This is a genomic window from Nonomuraea gerenzanensis, assembly GCF_020215645.1.
Taxonomy (GTDB): domain Bacteria; phylum Actinomycetota; class Actinomycetes; order Streptosporangiales; family Streptosporangiaceae; genus Nonomuraea; species Nonomuraea gerenzanensis.
Map to the genome: position 1 here is coordinate 2,126,918 of NZ_CP084058.1, position 17,576 is coordinate 2,144,493.

Consider the following 17,576-nt stretch of genomic DNA (forward strand, 5'->3'; position numbering starts at 1 on the left):
GCCCGTGCGACCTGAACCTGCCGGGAGGGTCGCCGGGCATCAGGGGAGCCACACGTCCGATAGTTACAAGAGAGCGGCCTCGGCAAGGGGATACCTTCGCGGTCATGGCCGGCTTGACCCCCAACGGAAGGACCGCCGTCATGGACATCGTCGACCGGGCGGAGCTGTACCTGCACCACCACGCCAGGCTCATCGACAGGCTGCGCTTCGAGGCCCTGTTCAGGGGCGGCTCCCGCGCTCGCGTGCTGGACGTGCTGAGCTGCTACCAGAACGAGGACGGCGGCTTCGGCAACGCCCTCGAACCGGACCTGCGCGGCCCGGGGAGCCAGCCGGAGCCGGTGGAGGTGGCGTTCTGGATCCTGGACGAGCTCGACGCGTTCGACTCGCCCATGGTGCCCGCCGCCTGCAAGTACCTCTCCTCCATCACCACCGGCGACGGAGGCGTGCCGTTCGTGCTGCCCTCGGTGCGGGACACCGTGCGCGCGCCCTGGTGGCAGAGCGACGACAACCCGCCGGGCGACCTCATCCCCACCGCCTCCATCGTCGCGCTGCTGCACAAGCACGCCGTCACCCACCCGTGGCTCGACGCCGCCACCGACTTCTGCTGGTCCAAGCTGTACGCGCAGGGGGAGTTCGAGCCGTACGCGGCCCGCGCGGCGGTGACGTTCCTGAACTGGGTGCCCGACAGGAGGCGCGCGGAGTCGGAGTTCGCCCGGCTGCGCGACGCCATCCTCGCCACCGTCACCTTCGACCTGAACGCCGCCGGCCACGTGCACCACCCGCTGGACTTCGCGCCGCGACCGCTGCGGCTGCCGCTGTTCGGCCAGGACGTCCTGGACGCCGGGCTCGACGCCCTGCTGGCCACCCAGTCGGCCGACGGCGGCTGGAGCGGGAACTGGCCGATGTGGACGCCGGTGGTGGAGCACGAGTGGGGCGGCTACCTCACCCTGGCCCGCCTCAACACCCTGCGCGCCTACGGGCGGCTGCCCGGCTGAGGCACTTCTGTCGGGGGCCTGGCGTACGTTGGGGGCATGTACGTCGAACGGCCCCCGAGCGCCGGCCTGGCCGGTCGCCTCGCCTGCGGGTGGCATCGCGTCAGCGAGGCCGCCTTCACGCAGCTCGTGGTGCCCGACGCGTGCGTCGACCTGATCTGGGGGCCCGAGGGCCTCTACGTCGCGGGCCCCGACACCGGGCCCATGCCTGCCGCCATCGGTGCGGGGGAGACGCTGGCCGGGGTGCGGTTCCGGCCCGGCGCGGTGGGCGACTTCTTCGGCGTGCCGCTCCACGAGCTGCGCGACAGCCGCGTACGGCTGAGCGACCTGCCCGTGGGGCCCGGCCTGCTGGCCGACCTCGCGGAGGCGGCGGAGACCTGTCCGGCCGGGCCGGCGCGGACCACGGTCGGCGCCCGGCCCGCGGGGCCGGTTGCGCCTGCGGAGCGGCTCACGGCGAGCGTGCCGCCTGGCGAGCGGGTCACGGCCGACGCCCTGCCCGGCGACCGGCTCCTGCCCGACATCCCGTCCGCCGCGCAGCCCACGGCGAGCGCTCGGCCGGAGGCGGCGTCACCCGACCTGAGGGCTCGGCCGCACTTGCAGGCGCTGGTGGAAGCCCGCGTCCAGCTCCTCCAGACGACGGTGGGCCGACGCCTGACGACCACCGGCAGCCCGACATCCGCCGACCCCGCCGCCCGAGCCCTCGCCACCGCCCTGGCCAAGGGCGAGTCGGTGGCTGAGGTGGCCAGGCATCTCGGCTACAGCGACCGCCAGCTCCAGCGCCGCAGCCTGCTCGCCTTCGGTTACGCCCCCAAGACCCTCCAACGCATCGTCCGCTTCCAGCGAGCCCTGCGCCTGGCCCGCTCCGGCCTCCCCCTGGCGGAGGTGGCGGCCACGGCCGGCTACACCGACCAGGCGCACCTGGCCAACGACGTCAAGCGCCTGAGCGGCGTACAAATGAGCCGTCTGCTCTGACCGCGCGGCATTTCACTCGCGCGGAATCCGTCCGGAAACCAAGGCCTGCACCCATTTGGCGCTCGGATCGCTGTCGATCAGCAGCGCCCGCGTCAGCAGACTCAGCGGAATGGCCAGAATCGCACCGAGCGGCCCCAGCACAAAAGTCCAGACGATCAGCGAGATGAACGTCATGGTCGTCGACAACCCCACCGCGTCACCCAGGAACTTCGGCAGGATGAACGACTGCGTCACGACATTGATGACGATGTAGGCCGCGATCACCAGCGACATCGTCTGCACGCCGCCGTCCAGCAGGGCGAGCATGGCGGGCGGGATCAGCCCGATGACGAAACCGATGTTCGGGATGTAGTTGGCGATGAGCGCGAGCACACCCCACAACAGCGGCAGCGGAACATCGAGCAACGACAGGGCGATCATGTCGAGGATCGCGTTGATGAGCCCGAAGACGGTCGAGACAATCAAATAACGCCGCGTTTTGTGGCCGAACGTGGCAAGTGCTGTCACCAGTTGGGGCCGGCTGCCTTCCCCGGCGGTGAGAATGCGCGCGGTCGTGGGCGCGTCCAGAGACATCGCCAGCAACAACACCACGATGAGAAAGAGCGCGGACAGAATTCCGATCAGACTGCCCAGCAGACTCTGCGCCAGCCCCAGCACCCGCCCGGGGTCGAACGCCTGCAGCCCCTTGTTGAGCACGTCGTTGCTGATGCCGTGCGCGGCGGCCCACCGCTCGGAGTCGGCCAGGAGCCGCTCGAACTGGTCGGTGTACGTGGGCAGCAAGGAGACGAGCTGGGTGACCGAGATGGTGAGGATGCCGACCATGCCGACCAGGACGAGCACGACGATGAGGAACGGCACGGCGACCTGGAGCCAGATCGGGGCGCTCCTGGTGCGGAGCCATCCGCGTACCGGGGAGACGGCGATGACGAGCACCAGCGCGAGCACGACCGGCCCGGCGATGGAGGCGACCTCGCGGATGCCGAAGAGCACGACCACCGCGGCGGCGATGCCCACCAGGATGACGAGCGCCCGGGGCACGGATTGATCTCGCACGCACCCGTACCTACCCCTGTGCGCAGGGCGAACCATCGATTTGACGGTTCCCGTAGGCGTACATAGAGTTCAGCAGTCCCACGGGGACGGCGTGATCGCCGGCCCCACTCGGGGGCCACCTCCAGACTCCACCACCGCGGTGAGGCGTGCGCGTCCACTCGGATCGGCTGGTAAGTTAGAGGGGTTGTCTCCGAAAGGGGGCAGGGATTAATTCCCGCAGGTCGAGCAAGTCCGGTCAATTTGACAGGAACTTGAACGGCTGAAAGAATTAAGACCACAACGACGAAATGAACGCCTCCGAGCGGGGGCCGCGAGAGCGGGCCCGGTGAGGAAGTACGCGTCCGTTTCTTGAGAACTCAACAGTGTGTTAAAAGCCAGTGCATGATTTTCATGCAACACCTCGTCAAGACATGATTCTTGATGGATTTTGCTCGGATGAATAATCCAGACATTGTTTGGAGAGTTTGATCCTGGCTCAGGACGAACGCTGGCGGCGTGCTTAACACATGCAAGTCGAGCGGAAAGGCCCTTCGGGGTACTCGAGCGGCGAACGGGTGAGTAACACGTGAGCAACCTGCCCCTGACTCTGGGATAAGCCCGGGAAACTGGGTCTAATACCGGATACGACCGCCTCCGGCATCGGGTGGTGGTGGAAAGTTTTTCGGTCGGGGATGGGCTCGCGGCCTATCAGCTTGTTGGTGGGGTAGTGGCCTACCAAGGCGACGACGGGTAGCCGGCCTGAGAGGGCGACCGGCCACACTGGGACTGAGACACGGCCCAGACTCCTACGGGAGGCAGCAGTGGGGAATATTGCGCAATGGGCGGAAGCCTGACGCAGCGACGCCGCGTGGGGGATGACGGCCTTCGGGTTGTAAACCTCTTTCAGCAGGGACGAAGTTGACGTGTACCTGCAGAAGAAGCGCCGGCTAACTACGTGCCAGCAGCCGCGGTAATACGTAGGGCGCAAGCGTTGTCCGGAATTATTGGGCGTAAAGAGCTCGTAGGTGGCTGGTCGCGTCTGCCGTGAAAGCCCGCAGCTTAACTGCGGGTCTGCGGTGGATACGGGCCGGCTAGAGGTAGGTAGGGGCAAGTGGAATTCCTGGTGTAGCGGTGAAATGCGCAGATATCAGGAGGAACACCGGTGGCGAAGGCGGCTTGCTGGGCCTTACCTGACGCTGAGGAGCGAAAGCGTGGGGAGCGAACAGGATTAGATACCCTGGTAGTCCACGCTGTAAACGTTGGGCGCTAGGTGTGGGGATCTTCCACGATCTCCGTGCCGGAGCTAACGCATTAAGCGCCCCGCCTGGGGAGTACGGCCGCAAGGCTAAAACTCAAAGGAATTGACGGGGGCCCGCACAAGCGGCGGAGCATGTTGCTTAATTCGACGCAACGCGAAGAACCTTACCAAGGTTTGACATCACCCGGAAAGCTCTGGAGACAGAGCCCTCTTCGGACTGGGTGACAGGTGGTGCATGGCTGTCGTCAGCTCGTGTCGTGAGATGTTGGGTTAAGTCCCGCAACGAGCGCAACCCTTGCTCCATGTTGCCAGCAGGCGCTTCGGCGTGCTGGGGACTCATGGGGGACTGCCGGGGTCAACTCGGAGGAAGGTGGGGATGACGTCAAGTCATCATGCCCCTTATGTCTTGGGCTGCAAACATGCTACAATGGCCGGTACAGAGGGTTGCGATACCGTGAGGTGGAGCGAATCCCTAAAAGCCGGTCTCAGTTCGGATTGGGGTCTGCAACTCGACCCCATGAAGTCGGAGTCGCTAGTAATCGCAGATCAGCAATGCTGCGGTGAATACGTTCCCGGGCCTTGTACACACCGCCCGTCACGTCACGAAAGTCGGCAACACCCGAAGCCCGTGGCCCAACCCGTAAGGGGGGGAGCGGTCGAAGGTGGGGCTGGCGATTGGGACGAAGTCGTAACAAGGTAGCCGTACCGGAAGGTGCGGCTGGATCACCTCCTTTCTAAGGAGCACTCTCACCTATCACCGCCGAATGTGTGGTGGGGTGACAGCTCACTAGTGGAGCACTGGCTACTCAGCGCAGCGTGATCGCTGGCCGGCAAGTACCGCCTCGTAAGGGGAGTGGGAACGACGGTGCAGGGGTGATGCGGTGTCTGGACACACTGTTGGGTCCTGAGGAAACGGGCGACCGGTTCTTCTGGGACAGGACCACTCAAGCAGGCATGCATATGTCTGTGGCGGTGGTTTGCTGTTTGTTGTTTGAGATTTGCATAGTGGACGCGAGCATCTTTGTGGCCAAGTTTTTTAGGGCACACGGTGGATGCCTTGGCATCAGGAGCCGATGAAGGACGTGGGAGGCTGCGTTAAGCCTCGGGGAGTCGCCAACCAGACGTTGATCCGGGGATGTCCGAATGGGGAAACCTAGCACCAGTCATGTGGTGTTGCCTCCGCCTGAATGTATAGGGCGGTTGGTGGTAACGCGGGGAAGTGAAACATCTCAGTACCCGTAGGAAGAGAAAACAACAGTGATTCCGTGAGTAGTGGTGAGCGAAAGCGGATGAGGCTAAACCGGGCGTGTGTGATAGCCGGCAGGCGTTGCATGTCCGGGGTCGTGGGACCTTCTTGAAGTGGCTGCCGCTGCTTCGAGCAGTGATAAATCCTTCCGATAGTTGAAGCCTCTGGGAAGGGGCGCCGTAGACCGTGAGAGCCGGGTAGGCGAAATCGGATGGACTGCTGGAGGGGATCCCAAGTAGCACGGGGCTCGAGGAATCCTGTGTGAATCTGCCAGGACCACCTGGTAAGCCTAAATACTCCCTGATGACCGATAGTGCACGAGTACCGTGAGGGAAAGGTGAAAAGTGCCCCGGTGAGGGGTCGTGAAATAGTACCTGAAACCGTGTGCCTACAAGCCGTAGGAGCGTACAGGAGCTTGCTTCTGTGTGATGTGACTGCGTGCCTTTTGAAGAATGAGCCTGCGAGTTATGGTGTGTGGCGAGGTTAACCCGTGTGGGGGAGCCGTAGCGAAAGCGAGTCTGAAGAGGGCGTTTGAGTCGCATGCTGTAGACCCGAAGCGGAGTGATCTACGCATGGGCAGGTTGAAGCTCAGGTAAGACTGGGTGGAGGACCGAACCCACCAGGGTTGAAAACCTGGGGGATGATCTGTGTGTAGGGGTGAAAGGCCAATCAAACTCCGTGATAGCTGGTTCTCCCCGAAATGCATTTAGGTGCAGCGTCGCGTGTTTCTTGCCGGAGGTAGAGCACTGGATGGCCGATGGGCCCGACAAGGTTACTGACGTCAGCCAAACTCCGAATGCCGGTAAGTGAGAGCGTGGCAGTGAGACTGCGGGCGATAAGGTTCGTAGTCGAGAGGGAAACAGCCCAGATCACCGACTAAGGCCCCTAAGCGTGTGCTAAGTGGGAAAGGATGTGGAGTCGCAGAGACAACCAGGAGGTTGGCTTAGAAGCAGCCACCCTTGAAAGAGTGCGTAATAGCTCACTGGTCAAGTGATTCTGCGCCGACAATGTAGCGGGGCTCAAGTACACCGCCGAAGTCGTGGCACTGACAGCTATGCGCTGTTGGTGGGTAGGGGAGCGTCGTGCAGCCGGTGAAGCAGCAGAGTGATCTAGTTGTGGAGGCTGTGCGAGTGAGAATGCAGGCATGAGTAGCGAATCGAGGGTGAGAAACCCTCGCGCCGGATGACCAAGGGTTCCTGGGCCAGGCTAATCCGCCCAGGGTAAGTCGGGACCTAAGGCGAGGCCGACAGGCGTAGTCGATGGACAACGGGTTGATATTCCCGTACCCGCTTCAATGCGCCCATACTGAACCCCTTGATACTAAGAGTCCTTAACTCGCCTAAAGCCTTCGGGCTTGGGGTCAGAGTGAACGCTCGGCCTGATTGGGTAGTAGGTAAGCGATGGGGTGACGCAGGAAGGTAGTCCAGCCCAGGCGATGGTTGTCCTGGGGTAAGCATGTAGGGAGTGCGGTAGGCAAATCCGCCGCGCGATATCCTGAGATGTGATGCCGAGCCGATTGTGGTGAAGTGGATGATCCTATGCTGCCGAGAAAAGCCTCTAGTGAGTGTTGTGGCGGCCCGTACCCTAAACCGACTCAGGTGGTCAGGTAGAGAATACTAAGGCGATCGGGTGAACTGTGGTTAAGGAACTCGGCAAATTGCCCCCGTAACTTCGGGAGAAGGGGGACCTCTGCTGGTGATGAGTCTTGCACTCGGAGCTGGTGGGGGTCGCAGTGGCCAGGGGGAAGCGACTGTTTACTAAAAACACAGGTCCGTGCGAAGTCGTAAGACGATGTATACGGACTGACGCCTGCCCGGTGCCGGAACGTTAAGGGGACCGCTTAGCTCAGCTTGCTGGGCGAAGGTGAGAACTTAAGCGCCGGTAAACGGCGGTGGTAACTATAACCATCCTAAGGTAGCGAAATTCCTTGTCGGGTAAGTTCCGACCTGCACGAATGGCGTAACGACTTCCCCGCTGTCTCAACCGCAGACCCGGCGAAATTGCACTACGAGTAAAGATGCTCGTTACGCGCAGCAGGACGGAAAGACCCCGGGACCTTCACTACAGCTTGACATTGGCGTTTGGAGCGTCTTGTGTAGGATAGGTGGGAGACTGGGAAGCTCGGACGCTAGTTCGGGTGGAGTCATTGGTGAAATACCACTCTGGTCGTTTTGAACGTCTAACTCTGGTCCGTGATCCGGATCGGGGACAGTGTCTGGTGGGTAGTTTAACTGGGGCGGTTGCCTCCTAAAGGGTAACGGAGGCGCCCAAAGGTTCCCTCAGCCTGGTTGGCAATCAGGTGTCGAGTGTAAGTGCACAAGGGAGCTTGACTGTGAGACTGACGGGTCGAGCAGGAGCGAAAGCTGGGACTAGTGATCCGGCATCGGCGTGTGGAAGCGGTGTCGCTCAACGGCTAAAAGGTACCCCGGGGATAACAGGCTGATCTTCCCCAAGAGTCCATATCGACGGGATGGTTTGGCACCTCGATGTCGGCTCGTCGCATCCTGGGGCTGGAGTAGGTCCCAAGGGTTGGGCTGTTCGCCCATTAAAGCGGTACGCGAGCTGGGTTTAGAACGTCGCGAGACAGTTCGGTCCCTATCCGCTGCGCGCGCAGGAGACTTGAAAGGGGCTGTCCCTAGTACGAGAGGACCGGGACGGACGAACCTCTGGTGTGCCAGTTGTACCGCCAGGTGCACGGCTGGTTGGCTACGTTCGGAAGGGATAACCGCTGAAAGCATCTAAGCGGGAAGCTCGCCTTGAGATGAGGTCTCCCACCACGAGAGTGGGTAAGGCTCCCGGTAGACGACCGGGTTGATAGGCCGGAGGTGGAAGCACGGTAACGTGTGGAGCTGACCGGTACTAATAGGCCGAGGACTTGACCACAAAGCATTGTGCTTGGTGTGTGCTGCGCTCTGTTACTCTTCGCCGGGTCCGGAGCTGCGCCACATCAAGGTACTTCTTGCTCGCGTCCACTACGCAATTCTGAGACAGCAAACGCGCTGTTTCGCAGGGTTACGGCGGTTATGGCGGGAAGGAAACACCCGGTTACATTCCGAACCCGGAAGTTAAGCTTCTCTGCGCCGATGGTACTGCACTCGGGAGGGTGTGGGAGAGTAGGTCACCGCCGGACAATCTTTATCTGGGAAAAGCCCCGACCAGCACCGGTCGGGGCTTTTTTCATTTCTCCCTGCGCATAGGGCGCTTTCCGGGCATGCTGGAATTCCGGTGGCGACCCTCCGGGGTCCCGGGTCACCCTGGAAGCGTGACTCCCCCTTCAAGACGGAGCTCCGGGCCGGAGCGACCTGGTCGCCGGCGCCCGCGTCTCCTCCTCTGGACGCTCACCCCGATCTCGCTCACTCTGGTTGCGGCGGGCGTGATCGACATGGTCGCTGACCTGTATGGGATGCCCGGCTCGTTGTTAATGGTGCTGGGTGAGCAGGACAGCCTGGTCAGCGTCTCCCTTGGGCTGTTCGGGCTGTTCGTGGCGGCCGTGGTCGTCATGGTGCGGCGCCGCACGGCGAGGAGGCCGTCGAGGAGTGGTGGCCGGCCCGGTCGATACGGGCTGGGCAAGCGTGCCCGTCCCGCGTTGCCGGCGGAAGGCGTCGGCGCGGCGGGGGCGGGCGTGGTGCCGCCAGGGCTGTCCGCCGCGCAGGACGGCGAGGGCGACCGGGACGCCGCACAGGTCGGTGAGCTGTGCGGCGGATCTGTCGTGCAGGACGGCGAGCGGGACGGGTCGCCTGCGCATGGAGGCCGGCGTGGCAGGTCGGACGCCCAGGACGGCGAGCGGGACGGGTCCGTGGCCGAGCAGGTGGAACGTTCCATCGAGGTGGCAGGGGACAACCCCGGGGTGGCGATGACCGGCGACAGGGCCACGGCCGTGAACGTCGGGCACGTGGACGTCGTGGGGGACGTGCGGTTGCCGCCCCGCCCGCAGGTCCCCACCCGCCCCGTACAGCTATCGCCCCGCCCGCCGCGACTGCTCGGCCGGGACGAGACGGTGGCGGAAGTGCGCAGGCGGCTGGCCGGCGGGAAGGGGCAGCCGTGCGTGGTGGCCGTGCACGGGCTCGGCGGGGTGGGCAAGACCAGCCTGGCCCTGGAGTACGCGCACCGGCACCTGCGTGACTACCAGCTCGTCTGGCAACTGCCCGCCGCCGACCCGGCGGTGCTCTCCGCCGCGTTCGCCCGGCTGGCGGCGTTGCTGGGGTTACGGGACACCGTGGACGCCGCCGACCCCGTCGATCAGGTGCATGCCGCGCTCGCGGCCCGTACCGAGCCCTGGCTGTTGATCTTCGACAACGCGCCGGAGGCTGATGCCCTGCGCCCTTTTCTACCGCCGGCGGGGCCCGGGCACGTGCTGATCACCAGCAGGTCCGGGAACTGGCCGCGCGAGCAGGGGCTGGAGCTGCCGGTGCTGGAGCCGGAGCCGGCGGCGGCGCTGCTGCTGGGGCGGTCGGGGCAGGAGGACGCCGAGGCGGCCTCCGCCGTCGCGGCCGAGCTGGGAGCGCTGCCGCTGGCGCTGGAGCAGGCGGCGGCGTTCATGGTGGAGACCGGGCTGACGCTGGCCGAGTACCTCGACCTCCTGCACGAGCAGCGGGCCGGGTTGCTCGCCCAGGGGCAGGCCTGGGGGTACGAGGAGCGGATCACGACCACGTGGCAGCTCGCGTTCAGACACCTGGCGGGCACCAGCCGGCAGGCGATCGCGTTGCTGCGGGTGCTGGCCTGCTACTCGCACGAGCCCATCCCGTACCATCTGCTGCTGTCGCAGCTCGAAGGGCGGACGGCGCGGGAGCTGTTCGCCGACGACGTGCAGCGGCAGCGGGCGTATGGGCGGCTGTCCGGGTCGCGGGTGCGGCTGGTGCGCGACTTCCGGCCGTGGATGAGCGCGGTGGCGGTGTTGCAGGAGCTGCCGCGCGATCCGCTCGCGATCAACACCGCCGTCGGCGCGCTGCGCGGGCACAGCCTGATCGGGCAGCCGGGGGAGGGCACGGTGTCGGTGCACCGCCTGGTCCAGGCCGTCACGCTCGATCAGCTCGCGCCCCACGAGCAGCAGCGCTGGCGGGACGCCGCCGCCGTGCTGCTGGAGTCGGTGCTGCCCGACGATCCCATCCGGAAGCGGGCCTGGCCCCGGTACGCGCTGCTCCTGCCGCACATCCTCGCCGCGCTGGGCCCGGTCTCGCCGGGCATGGACAAGACCGCGCGGTATCTGGGGGCGAGCGGCGACTACCGTACGGCCAGGTCGTTGTTCCAGGAGATCTGCGACGCGCTGAGCGCGAAGCTCGGCGCCGAGCATCCGTCCACGCTGACCGCCCGGCACGAGCTGGCCCGCTGGACGGGCGAGCTGGGCGAGGCGGCGGCGGCGCGACGGCAGTACGCTGAGCTGCTGCCCATCCGCACGGGCCAGCTCGGGGCGGAGCACCCGATCACCTTGACGATCAGGCACGAGCTGGCCCGCTGGACGGGCGAGCTGGGCGACGCGAGGGCGGCCAGGGACCAGTACGCCGAGCTGCTGCCGGTGAGCGCGCGGATGCAGGGCCCCGAGCATCCGAACACGCTCACCATCAGGCACGAGCTGGCCCGCTGGACGGGTGAGCTGGGGGACGCGGCGGCGGCGCGGGACATGTACGCCGAGCTGGTGCCGATCAGGGAACGCGTTCAGGGCCCCGACCACCCCGACACACTGGCCGCCCGGGCGAACCTGGCCCAGTGGACAGGCGAGGCGGGCGACCCGGCGGCGGCCCGCGACCAGTACGCGGCGCTGCTGCCGATCCGCGAGCGCGTCCAGGGCCCGCAGCACCCGTCCACGCTGACCAACCGGCACGAGCTGGCCCGCTGGACGGGCGAGCTGGGCGAGGCGCTGGCGGCCAGGGACCAGTACGCGGCCCTGCTGGTCGTGCGGGAGCGCGTGTCCGGCCCAGAGCACCCCGACACGCTGACGATCCGGCACGAGCTGGCCCGGTGGACGGGCGAGCTGGGGGACGCTGCGGCGGCCCGCGACCAGTACGCGGAGCTGGTGCCGATCAGGGAACGCGTCCAGGGGCGCGATCACCCCGACACGCTGATGGCCAGGGCGAACCTGGCCCAGTGGACGGGGCAGGCCGGAGACCCGGCGGCGGCTCGTGACCACTACGCGGCCCTGCTGCCGATCCGGGAGCGGGTCCTCGGCCCGCAGCACCCGTCCAGCCTGATCACCCGGCACGAGCTGGCCCGCTGGACGGGCGAGCTGGGCGACGCCGCGTCCGCCCGCGACCAGTACGCGGAGCTGCTCATCCGCCGTGAGCACGCCTCGGGCCCCGAACACCCCGACACCCTGACCACCCGGCACAACCTGGCCTACTGGACCGGCCAGGCGGGTGACCCGGCGGCGGCCCGCGACCAGTGCGCGGCCCTCCTGCATGTCAGGCGGCGCGTCCTCGGTCCCGAGCATCCGGACACCCTGATCACCTGGCACAACCTGGCCTACTGGACGGGGCAGGCAGGTGACGCGCAGGCGGCCAGGGACCAGTACGCGGGGCTGCTCGTCGTGCGGGAGGGGGTGCTGGGTCCCGAGCATCCTGACACGCTGACGATCCGGCATGAGCTGGCGCGGTGGATCGGTGAGCTGGGGGACGCGGCGGCGGCCCGTGATCGGTACGCGGCGTTGCTGCCGATCCGGGAGCGGGTGCAGGGAGCCGAGCACCCGGACACGCTGACCGCGCGCGCCAACCTGGCCTACTGGACGGGGCAGGCGGGGGATCCGGTGGCGGCCCGAGACCAGTGCGCGGCTCTGCTTCCCGTCAGGGAACGCGTGCTCGGTCCCGGGCATCCGGCGACGCGGACGACCCGGGAGCAGTTGGCCTACTGGAGCGAGCGGGCCTGATGCCGGGCCTGGGGGGTGACCACACGCAGGAGGGGCTGGTGGAGTGGCGCGGCTCGCAGAGCGACGCGATGGCGTTAGCGGGTGCTCAGCGTGGCGGCGGCGACGACGAGCAGCAGCGTGCCGGAGACCGCCGAGATCCGGCGTGCCGCCTTCGGGGTGCCGGTCAGTGCGGAGCTCGCCCGCGCCGTGCCGACCGCGACCAGCCCGTAGAGGACGGCGCAGTTCACGACGTGCAGCAGCCCGAGCGCGGTGAGCTGGATCCCGAGCGGCACGCCGGTCCCGGGCGAGATGAACTGCGGCATCAGCGACAGGTAGAGCAGCAGGCCCTTGGGGTTGAGCAGGGCCGTGAGGGCGCTCTGCCGCAGCACCCTGCCGCGCGGCTCGGCGGACGGCGCGGCGAGCGCGGGGCCGGTGCGGGTGCGGGTGCGCAGCGACAGCAGCGTCCTGACGGCCAAGAAGATCAGGTACGCGGCCCCGGCGTAACGCATCGCGGGCAGCGCGGCAGGTACGGCACGCAGGGCGGCGGCCAGCCCGGCGGCGGCCAGGACGGTGTGTACGGCGTACCCGCAGCAGATGCCCGCCACCGCCGTCAGCCCGGTCCTGCGGCCCTGGCCGAGGGAGCGGGCCAGCACGTACAGCATGTCCGGGCCGGGGGTGCAGATCAGCAGCAGGTCCATGCCCAGGAACAGGAGCAGCAGCTCGATGTCCATGATGTACCTCCTCGTGCTTGCGACGGTAGCCGAGCAGGGGTGGCACGCGATGGTGGATTCGTGCTGGCACATGGCCGTGCGTGGCAGGATGTTGCGTCATGGACCGGATTGACCGCAGGATCCTTCAGGAGCTGCAGCGGGACGGGCGGCTGAGCAACACCGAGCTGGCCGACCGGGTGGGGTTGACGCCGTCGCCGTGCCTGCGGCGGGTGCGGCAGCTGGAGGAGACGGGGGTGATCCGCGGCTACCGGGCGTTGCTCGACGGGGGCGCCGTGGGGCGGGGGTTCCAGGCGTTCGTCACCGTGGTGATGCGGTATGAGGATCATGACACGGTGGCCGAGTTCGAGCGGCGGGTGTCGGAGATGGCGGAGGTGGTGGAGGCGTACCGGCTGTTCGGGGATCCGGACTTCCTGCTGCGGGTGGCGGTGGCGGACGTGGCGGCGTACGAGCGGTTCTACTCCGAGACGCTGTCCGGGCTGCCCGGTGTGGCGCAGGTGACCTCGCACCTGGCGATGAAGGCCGTCAAGCCCGACACCGGGCTGCCGGTCACGGGCTGAGGGGGCCGCACCCGGCCACGGGCTGAGGGGAGCGGGGCCACACCGGGCCCCGTCCGCGCGGGGCCCCGTCCGCGCGGGGCCCCGTCCGCGCGGGGCCCCGTCCGCGCGGGGCCCCGTCCGCGCGGGGCCCCGTCCGCGCGGGGCCCCGTCCGCACGAGGCCCCGTCCGCACGAGGCCCCGAGCGAGCCGGCGTTACTGGGGCAACACCAGGAGAGCGTCGCCGACGGCGCGTTCGGCGCCGTCCGAGGGCCGGTTGACGACCTTGTTGCCGACGACCATGGCCGTGGAGCCGCCGCCGTCCAGGTTGATCGCCTGGGTGGCCCCCAGCCACCGCATGAACTGGGCGGCCTCCACGAAGTTGGCCCCCACCGTCACTCCGGGCTGGCGCCCGTCGATGGTGGCCAGGATCAGGCTGCCGTTGCGGGTGGTGCCGAGGAGGGTGCGCGGGTGGCGGCGCAGGATCATGTTGATCGAGTCGTGCCCGTCCGTCTTGGCGGTGATCTTGACCTTGCCGTTGCGGACGAGGCCGACGCCGCCCGCGACCACGTTCAGCTCAGGGGTGAGCTGGAGCGCCCGCTTCGTGCGCAGGTCCACGAGTTTGGTGTCGATCTGGACCTTCCAGTCCTGCCAGGCGTGCTCGTTCAGCCAGTCGGCGGCCACGCCGTTGCCGTGCAGCACCCGCATGCCGGCGGTCACCGCGCCGCCCGAGGCCCGCAGCCCGACGACCTTGTTGCTCGCGTCGATGACGGCGTCGACCCCGCCGGTGGGGGTCTTGGCGCCGTACTCCTCGGTGTAGAGCACCAGCTCGTCGGTCGTGGCGGCCCGGTTGATGCCGTTGACCTCGACCTTCTCGCCGTCCTGGGAGATGGCGGTCACCGTCGACTTCAGCTCGGTGATCTTGGCGGTGCGGCCCTTGAGCACGACGGCGGAGCGGCCGGGCACGGCCTCGCTGAGCAGCTTGCCCCCCACGACGGACGCGCCGAGGGGCTCGCCGCGCAGCGCGGGGGAGGTGTGGATGTTGAAGAAGCCGCCGTTGACGCCGAGCAGGGCCTTGCGGGCCTTGACCATCGAGGAGACGGTCTCCCGCTTGGCCACGCTGGCGCCGAGCGAGGCGGCGTACGAGCCGCGGAACGTCCTGACGTCGATCAGGGCGACCTTGACGTGCCAGGGGCCGGTGGTCTGCACCCCGTCGTCACCGAGATAGTCGACCTTGACCTTCAGCCCGGCGTCCTTGAGCTTCTTGGCCATCTCGTCGGCCTTCTTCTTGTCCTTTAACGGCCACAGGCCGACCCGGACCATGTAGACGGTCTGGGAGGGCGCGTCGGCCACGCCCGGCCGGACGACCTTCTGCACGGCGGGCGTCTCGCCGGCCGCCTCCACCTCCGCGGCGACGGTCTCGGCCGCGGTGAGCGACCCGGCGTCGCGGCCGTTGGGCATCAGGATGCTCACCGTGTAACCGTCGGTGGACGTGCCGGCCTTCACGTCGTACAGGTCGATGCCCTGCGCCACGGTGGTCATCGTCTTGGTCGGCACGGCCCGCGCGCCCAGCGGGAACTTCGCCGACGGGAACCGCACCGACTGCTGCTCCGCTGTCGCGGGCAACGCGGTGAGGGTGAGCGCCGCGGCTATGGCCAGGCCGCCGGCGAGGGTGCGTCGAGACATGAACTCTCCAGAGGGCGGAAAAGGGACCGCACCATAGTGGCGAGATCAAGGTCTCCTGGGCAGCCGAACGCGCCAAACGCTTGAAGAGGTTACGGAATCGACACAAGAACCGGGTACCCTTTGAGGCATGACTCGCTTCCGCATGTGGTGGCGGCCGATAGACGGCCGCTGAATTCCGCTGTGCGGGCCGTCCTGGAGACGGCCCGGAAGCGACGAGGGCTCTTCTCTCGGACGGCGTGATCCGAGAAGGAGAGAGACCTGATGAACGACGTCGTGCTGACGGGCGACCGCCCCACCGGGCCGCTGCATCTGGGCCACTATTTCGGCTCGCTGGCCAACCGGGTCCGGTTGCAGGACCTGCACCCCATGTACGTGCTGATCGCCGACTACCAGGTGATCACCGATCGCGACCTGCCCGGCGAGATCCGGCGCAACACCACCGAGCTGCTGCTCGACTACCTGGCGGTCGGCATCGACCCGGCCAAGGTGACGATCTTCCAGCACAGCGCGATCCCTGAGCTGAACCAGCTCCTGCTGCCGTTCCTGAGCCTGGTGTCGGTGGCCGAGCTGCGGCGCAACCCCACGGTGAAGGACGAGATCGCGCACAGCTCGCAGACGGCCGTGAACGGCCTGATGTTCACCTACCCGGTGCACCAGGCGGCCGACATCCTGTTCTGCAAGGGCACGCTGGTGCCCGTCGGCAGGGACCAGCTCCCGCACCTGGAGGTGGCGCGGCTGGTGGCGCGCCGCTTCAACGAGCGGTACGGCGAGGTGTTCCCGCTGCCGGAGGCCATGATGGGCGCGCAGCCGCTGCTGAAGGGCCTGGACGGCGGCAAGATGAGCAAGAGCCGCGGCAACGCGATCGCCCTGTCGGCCACCGAGGACGAGACCGCCGCGCTCATCCGCAAGGCCCGCACCGACGCCGAACGGCTGATCACCTTCGAGGAGGAGCGCAGGCCCGAGGTGGCCAACCTGCTCACGCTGGCCGGGCTGTGCCTGGGCCGCCCGCCGGCGGAGCTGGCCGGGGAGATCGGCGACGGGGGCGCCGTCATGCTCAAGCGGGTGGTGACGGAGGCGGTCAACGAGTTCCTGCGGCCGATCAGGAAGCGCCGGGCCGAGCTCGGCGAGGGCGAGGTCAGGCGGATCCTGGCGGAGGGCAACGAGCGGGCACGGGAGCGTGCGGTCCGGACCCTGGCGGAGGTTCAGGAGGCGATGGGTCTCAGCTAGCGGAGCGGCTTGCGGGCGATGGCCAGCTCCGTCGTCGGGGAGCCGAGCGGGCGCCGGTGGCGGACCCGGCCGAAGCCGGCCGCCCGCAGCAGGCCGGTCACCTCGGCCAGGCCGCGTACCCGGCCGCCCACGGTGACCAGGTAGTTCAGGTCGAGCAGGTGCACGAGGGCGCGGCTGGCCCGGCCCGGCATGAGGCTGTCGCCGAACTGGTCGCCGACCACGACCACGCCGCCCGGGTCGAGCGCCGCAGCCACGCGGCGCAGCAGCCGGGCGGCCTCCTCGTCGTTCAGGCCGTGCACGATGTTGAACAGCAGGGCGACGTCGTACCCGCTGCCGAGGTCGTCCTCCAGGAACGAGCCGGCACGCGGCGTCAGCCGGGGGTGGGCGGCGGCGGGCGGAAGCGCGTCCGGCAGGTCGATCACGGTGGCGCGCAGGCGGGGGTGGCGGCGCAGCAGGGCCAGGCTGAACAGGCCGTGCCCGCCGCCCACGTCCAGCACCAGCCGGGCGTCGCGCGGCACGGGGATGCGGCGTGCCGCGGCCGGGGCCTGCCGGGCGGCCACCGCCGCCGTCCAGGCGTGAAACGAGCGTGACAGCTCCGGGTCGTCCGCCAGCGAGGCGTAGAACGGCCTGGCCGGGGCGCCGTCCCGCACCGCCTGCTCCAGGCCGGGCCACAGCACGCGGGCGGTGCGCTCCCAGAACACCAGCCCCGGCAGCAGCGACGTGGTGGAGCCGGTGGTGAGCCAGCGCCGGGCGGTGCGGGTCAGGCGGTAGCGGCCGCCCCTGACCCGCAGGTAGCCGAGGCCGGTCAGGGCGCGTAACAGCACGCCGGTCGCGTGCGGGTCGAGGCCGAGCGCGGCGGCCAGGTCGCCGGCCGTGGACGGGCGCTCGCGCAGGGCGTCGAAGACCCCCGTCCTGGCCGCCGCGACGAGCGCGTGCAGGCCCATGGCGCCGAAGTAGTCGAACATCGGAGGCACGACCGACAGCCGGTGGGCCGCGGCTTCGAGGGGGTTGTAGAAGAGGGGCACACTTGCGACGGTAGGTCGCGGGAGAGGGCTGACGCGTCC

At 67.8% G+C, this 17,576-nt stretch carries 9 protein-coding genes and 3 rRNA genes; 8 read left to right on the plus strand and 4 right to left on the minus strand.

Annotated elements, in window-relative coordinates; translation table 11 throughout:
* Positions 1 to 104 precede the first annotated feature (104 nt).
* Complete coding sequence (locus tag LCN96_RS10340; protein ID WP_225272371.1) at positions 105 to 995, plus strand: prenyltransferase/squalene oxidase repeat-containing protein; 891 nt, start codon at positions 105 to 107, stop codon at positions 993 to 995.
* A 36-nt stretch (positions 996 to 1,031) separates the two neighbouring features.
* The gene (locus tag LCN96_RS10345; RefSeq protein WP_225272372.1) at positions 1,032 to 1,964 is read left to right on the plus strand and encodes a DUF6597 domain-containing transcriptional factor; all 933 of its coding nucleotides are present in this window, start codon (positions 1,032 to 1,034) and stop codon (positions 1,962 to 1,964) included.
* A 12-nt stretch (positions 1,965 to 1,976) separates the two neighbouring features.
* Here the strand turns inward: LCN96_RS10345 and LCN96_RS10350 are convergent, their stop codons facing one another.
* Positions 1,977 to 3,002 carry an AI-2E family transporter gene (locus LCN96_RS10350; RefSeq protein ID WP_225272373.1) on the minus strand — a complete coding sequence of 342 codons (1,026 nt, stop codon included), beginning with the start codon at positions 3,000 to 3,002 and terminating at the stop codon, positions 1,977 to 1,979.
* Between the two features lie 467 nt (positions 3,003 to 3,469).
* On the opposite strand from LCN96_RS10350, the gene LCN96_RS10355 reads away from it, so the two are divergent.
* The 4 genes from LCN96_RS10355 (at position 3,470) to fxsT (ending at position 12,356) form a co-directional block, all read left to right on the plus strand.
* Positions 3,470 to 4,988: ribosomal RNA gene (locus tag LCN96_RS10355) — 16S ribosomal RNA — on the plus strand.
* 291 nt (positions 4,989 to 5,279) lie between these two features.
* Positions 5,280 to 8,383 (plus strand): 23S ribosomal RNA (locus tag LCN96_RS10360).
* Between the two features lie 130 nt (positions 8,384 to 8,513).
* Positions 8,514 to 8,630: ribosomal RNA gene (gene rrf, locus LCN96_RS10365) — 5S ribosomal RNA — on the plus strand.
* Together the 16S, 23S and 5S rRNA genes form the textbook arrangement of a ribosomal RNA operon.
* A gap of 291 nt (positions 8,631 to 8,921) precedes the next feature.
* On the plus strand, positions 8,922 to 12,356 hold the full coding sequence (fxsT, locus tag LCN96_RS10370; RefSeq protein WP_225275953.1) for an FxSxx-COOH system tetratricopeptide repeat protein: 3,435 nt from the start codon (positions 8,922 to 8,924) through the stop codon (positions 12,354 to 12,356).
* Positions 12,357 to 12,430: 74 nt separating this feature from the next.
* On the opposite strand, the gene LCN96_RS10375 is transcribed toward fxsT, so the two are convergent.
* Complete coding sequence (locus tag LCN96_RS10375; RefSeq protein ID WP_225272374.1) at positions 12,431 to 13,066, minus strand: LysE family translocator; 636 nt, start codon at positions 13,064 to 13,066, stop codon at positions 12,431 to 12,433.
* Positions 13,067 to 13,164: 98 nt separating this feature from the next.
* Between LCN96_RS10375 and LCN96_RS10380 the strand changes: the two genes are divergently transcribed.
* Positions 13,165 to 13,623, plus strand: a complete 459-nt coding sequence (locus LCN96_RS10380; RefSeq protein WP_225272375.1) for an Lrp/AsnC family transcriptional regulator — start codon at positions 13,165 to 13,167, stop codon at positions 13,621 to 13,623.
* 192 nt (positions 13,624 to 13,815) lie between these two features.
* Here LCN96_RS10380 and LCN96_RS10385 read toward each other — a convergent pair whose 3' ends face one another.
* Entirely contained in the window at positions 13,816 to 15,285 is a 1,470-nt protein-coding gene (locus tag LCN96_RS10385; RefSeq protein WP_225272376.1) for a phosphodiester glycosidase family protein, read from the minus strand.
* 261 nt (positions 15,286 to 15,546) lie between these two features.
* Between LCN96_RS10385 and trpS the strand changes: the two genes are divergently transcribed.
* Positions 15,547 to 16,512, plus strand: coding sequence for a tryptophan--tRNA ligase (gene trpS / locus LCN96_RS10390; protein ID WP_225272377.1), 966 nt, complete (start codon positions 15,547 to 15,549; stop codon positions 16,510 to 16,512).
* Here the strand turns inward: trpS and LCN96_RS10395 are convergent.
* Entirely contained in the window at positions 16,509 to 17,537 is a 1,029-nt protein-coding gene (locus LCN96_RS10395) for an acetylserotonin O-methyltransferase (RefSeq protein ID WP_225272378.1), read from the minus strand. The genes trpS and LCN96_RS10395 overlap by 4 nt on opposite strands.
* Between the last annotated feature and the right edge of the window lie 39 nt (positions 17,538 to 17,576).

What these genes read in the sequence shown, in the direction of transcription:
- LCN96_RS10340 (WP_225272371.1), top strand. Translation starts at nt 105, where the DNA reads ATGGCCGGCTTGACCCCCAACGGAAGGACCGCCGTCATGGACATCGTC.
- LCN96_RS10345 (WP_225272372.1), top strand. Translation starts at nt 1,032, where the DNA reads ATGTACGTCGAACGGCCCCCGAGCGCCGGCCTGGCCGGTCGCCTCGCC.
- fxsT (WP_225275953.1), top strand. Translation starts at nt 8,922, where the DNA reads ATGGTGCTGGGTGAGCAGGACAGCCTGGTCAGCGTCTCCCTTGGGCTG.
- LCN96_RS10375 (WP_225272374.1), bottom strand. Translation starts at nt 13,066, where the DNA reads ATGGACATCGAGCTGCTGCTCCTGTTCCTGGGCATGGACCTGCTGCTG.
- LCN96_RS10380 (WP_225272375.1), top strand. Translation starts at nt 13,165, where the DNA reads ATGGACCGGATTGACCGCAGGATCCTTCAGGAGCTGCAGCGGGACGGG.
- LCN96_RS10385 (WP_225272376.1), bottom strand. Translation starts at nt 15,285, where the DNA reads ATGTCTCGACGCACCCTCGCCGGCGGCCTGGCCATAGCCGCGGCGCTC.
- trpS (WP_225272377.1), top strand. Translation starts at nt 15,547, where the DNA reads ATGAACGACGTCGTGCTGACGGGCGACCGCCCCACCGGGCCGCTGCAT.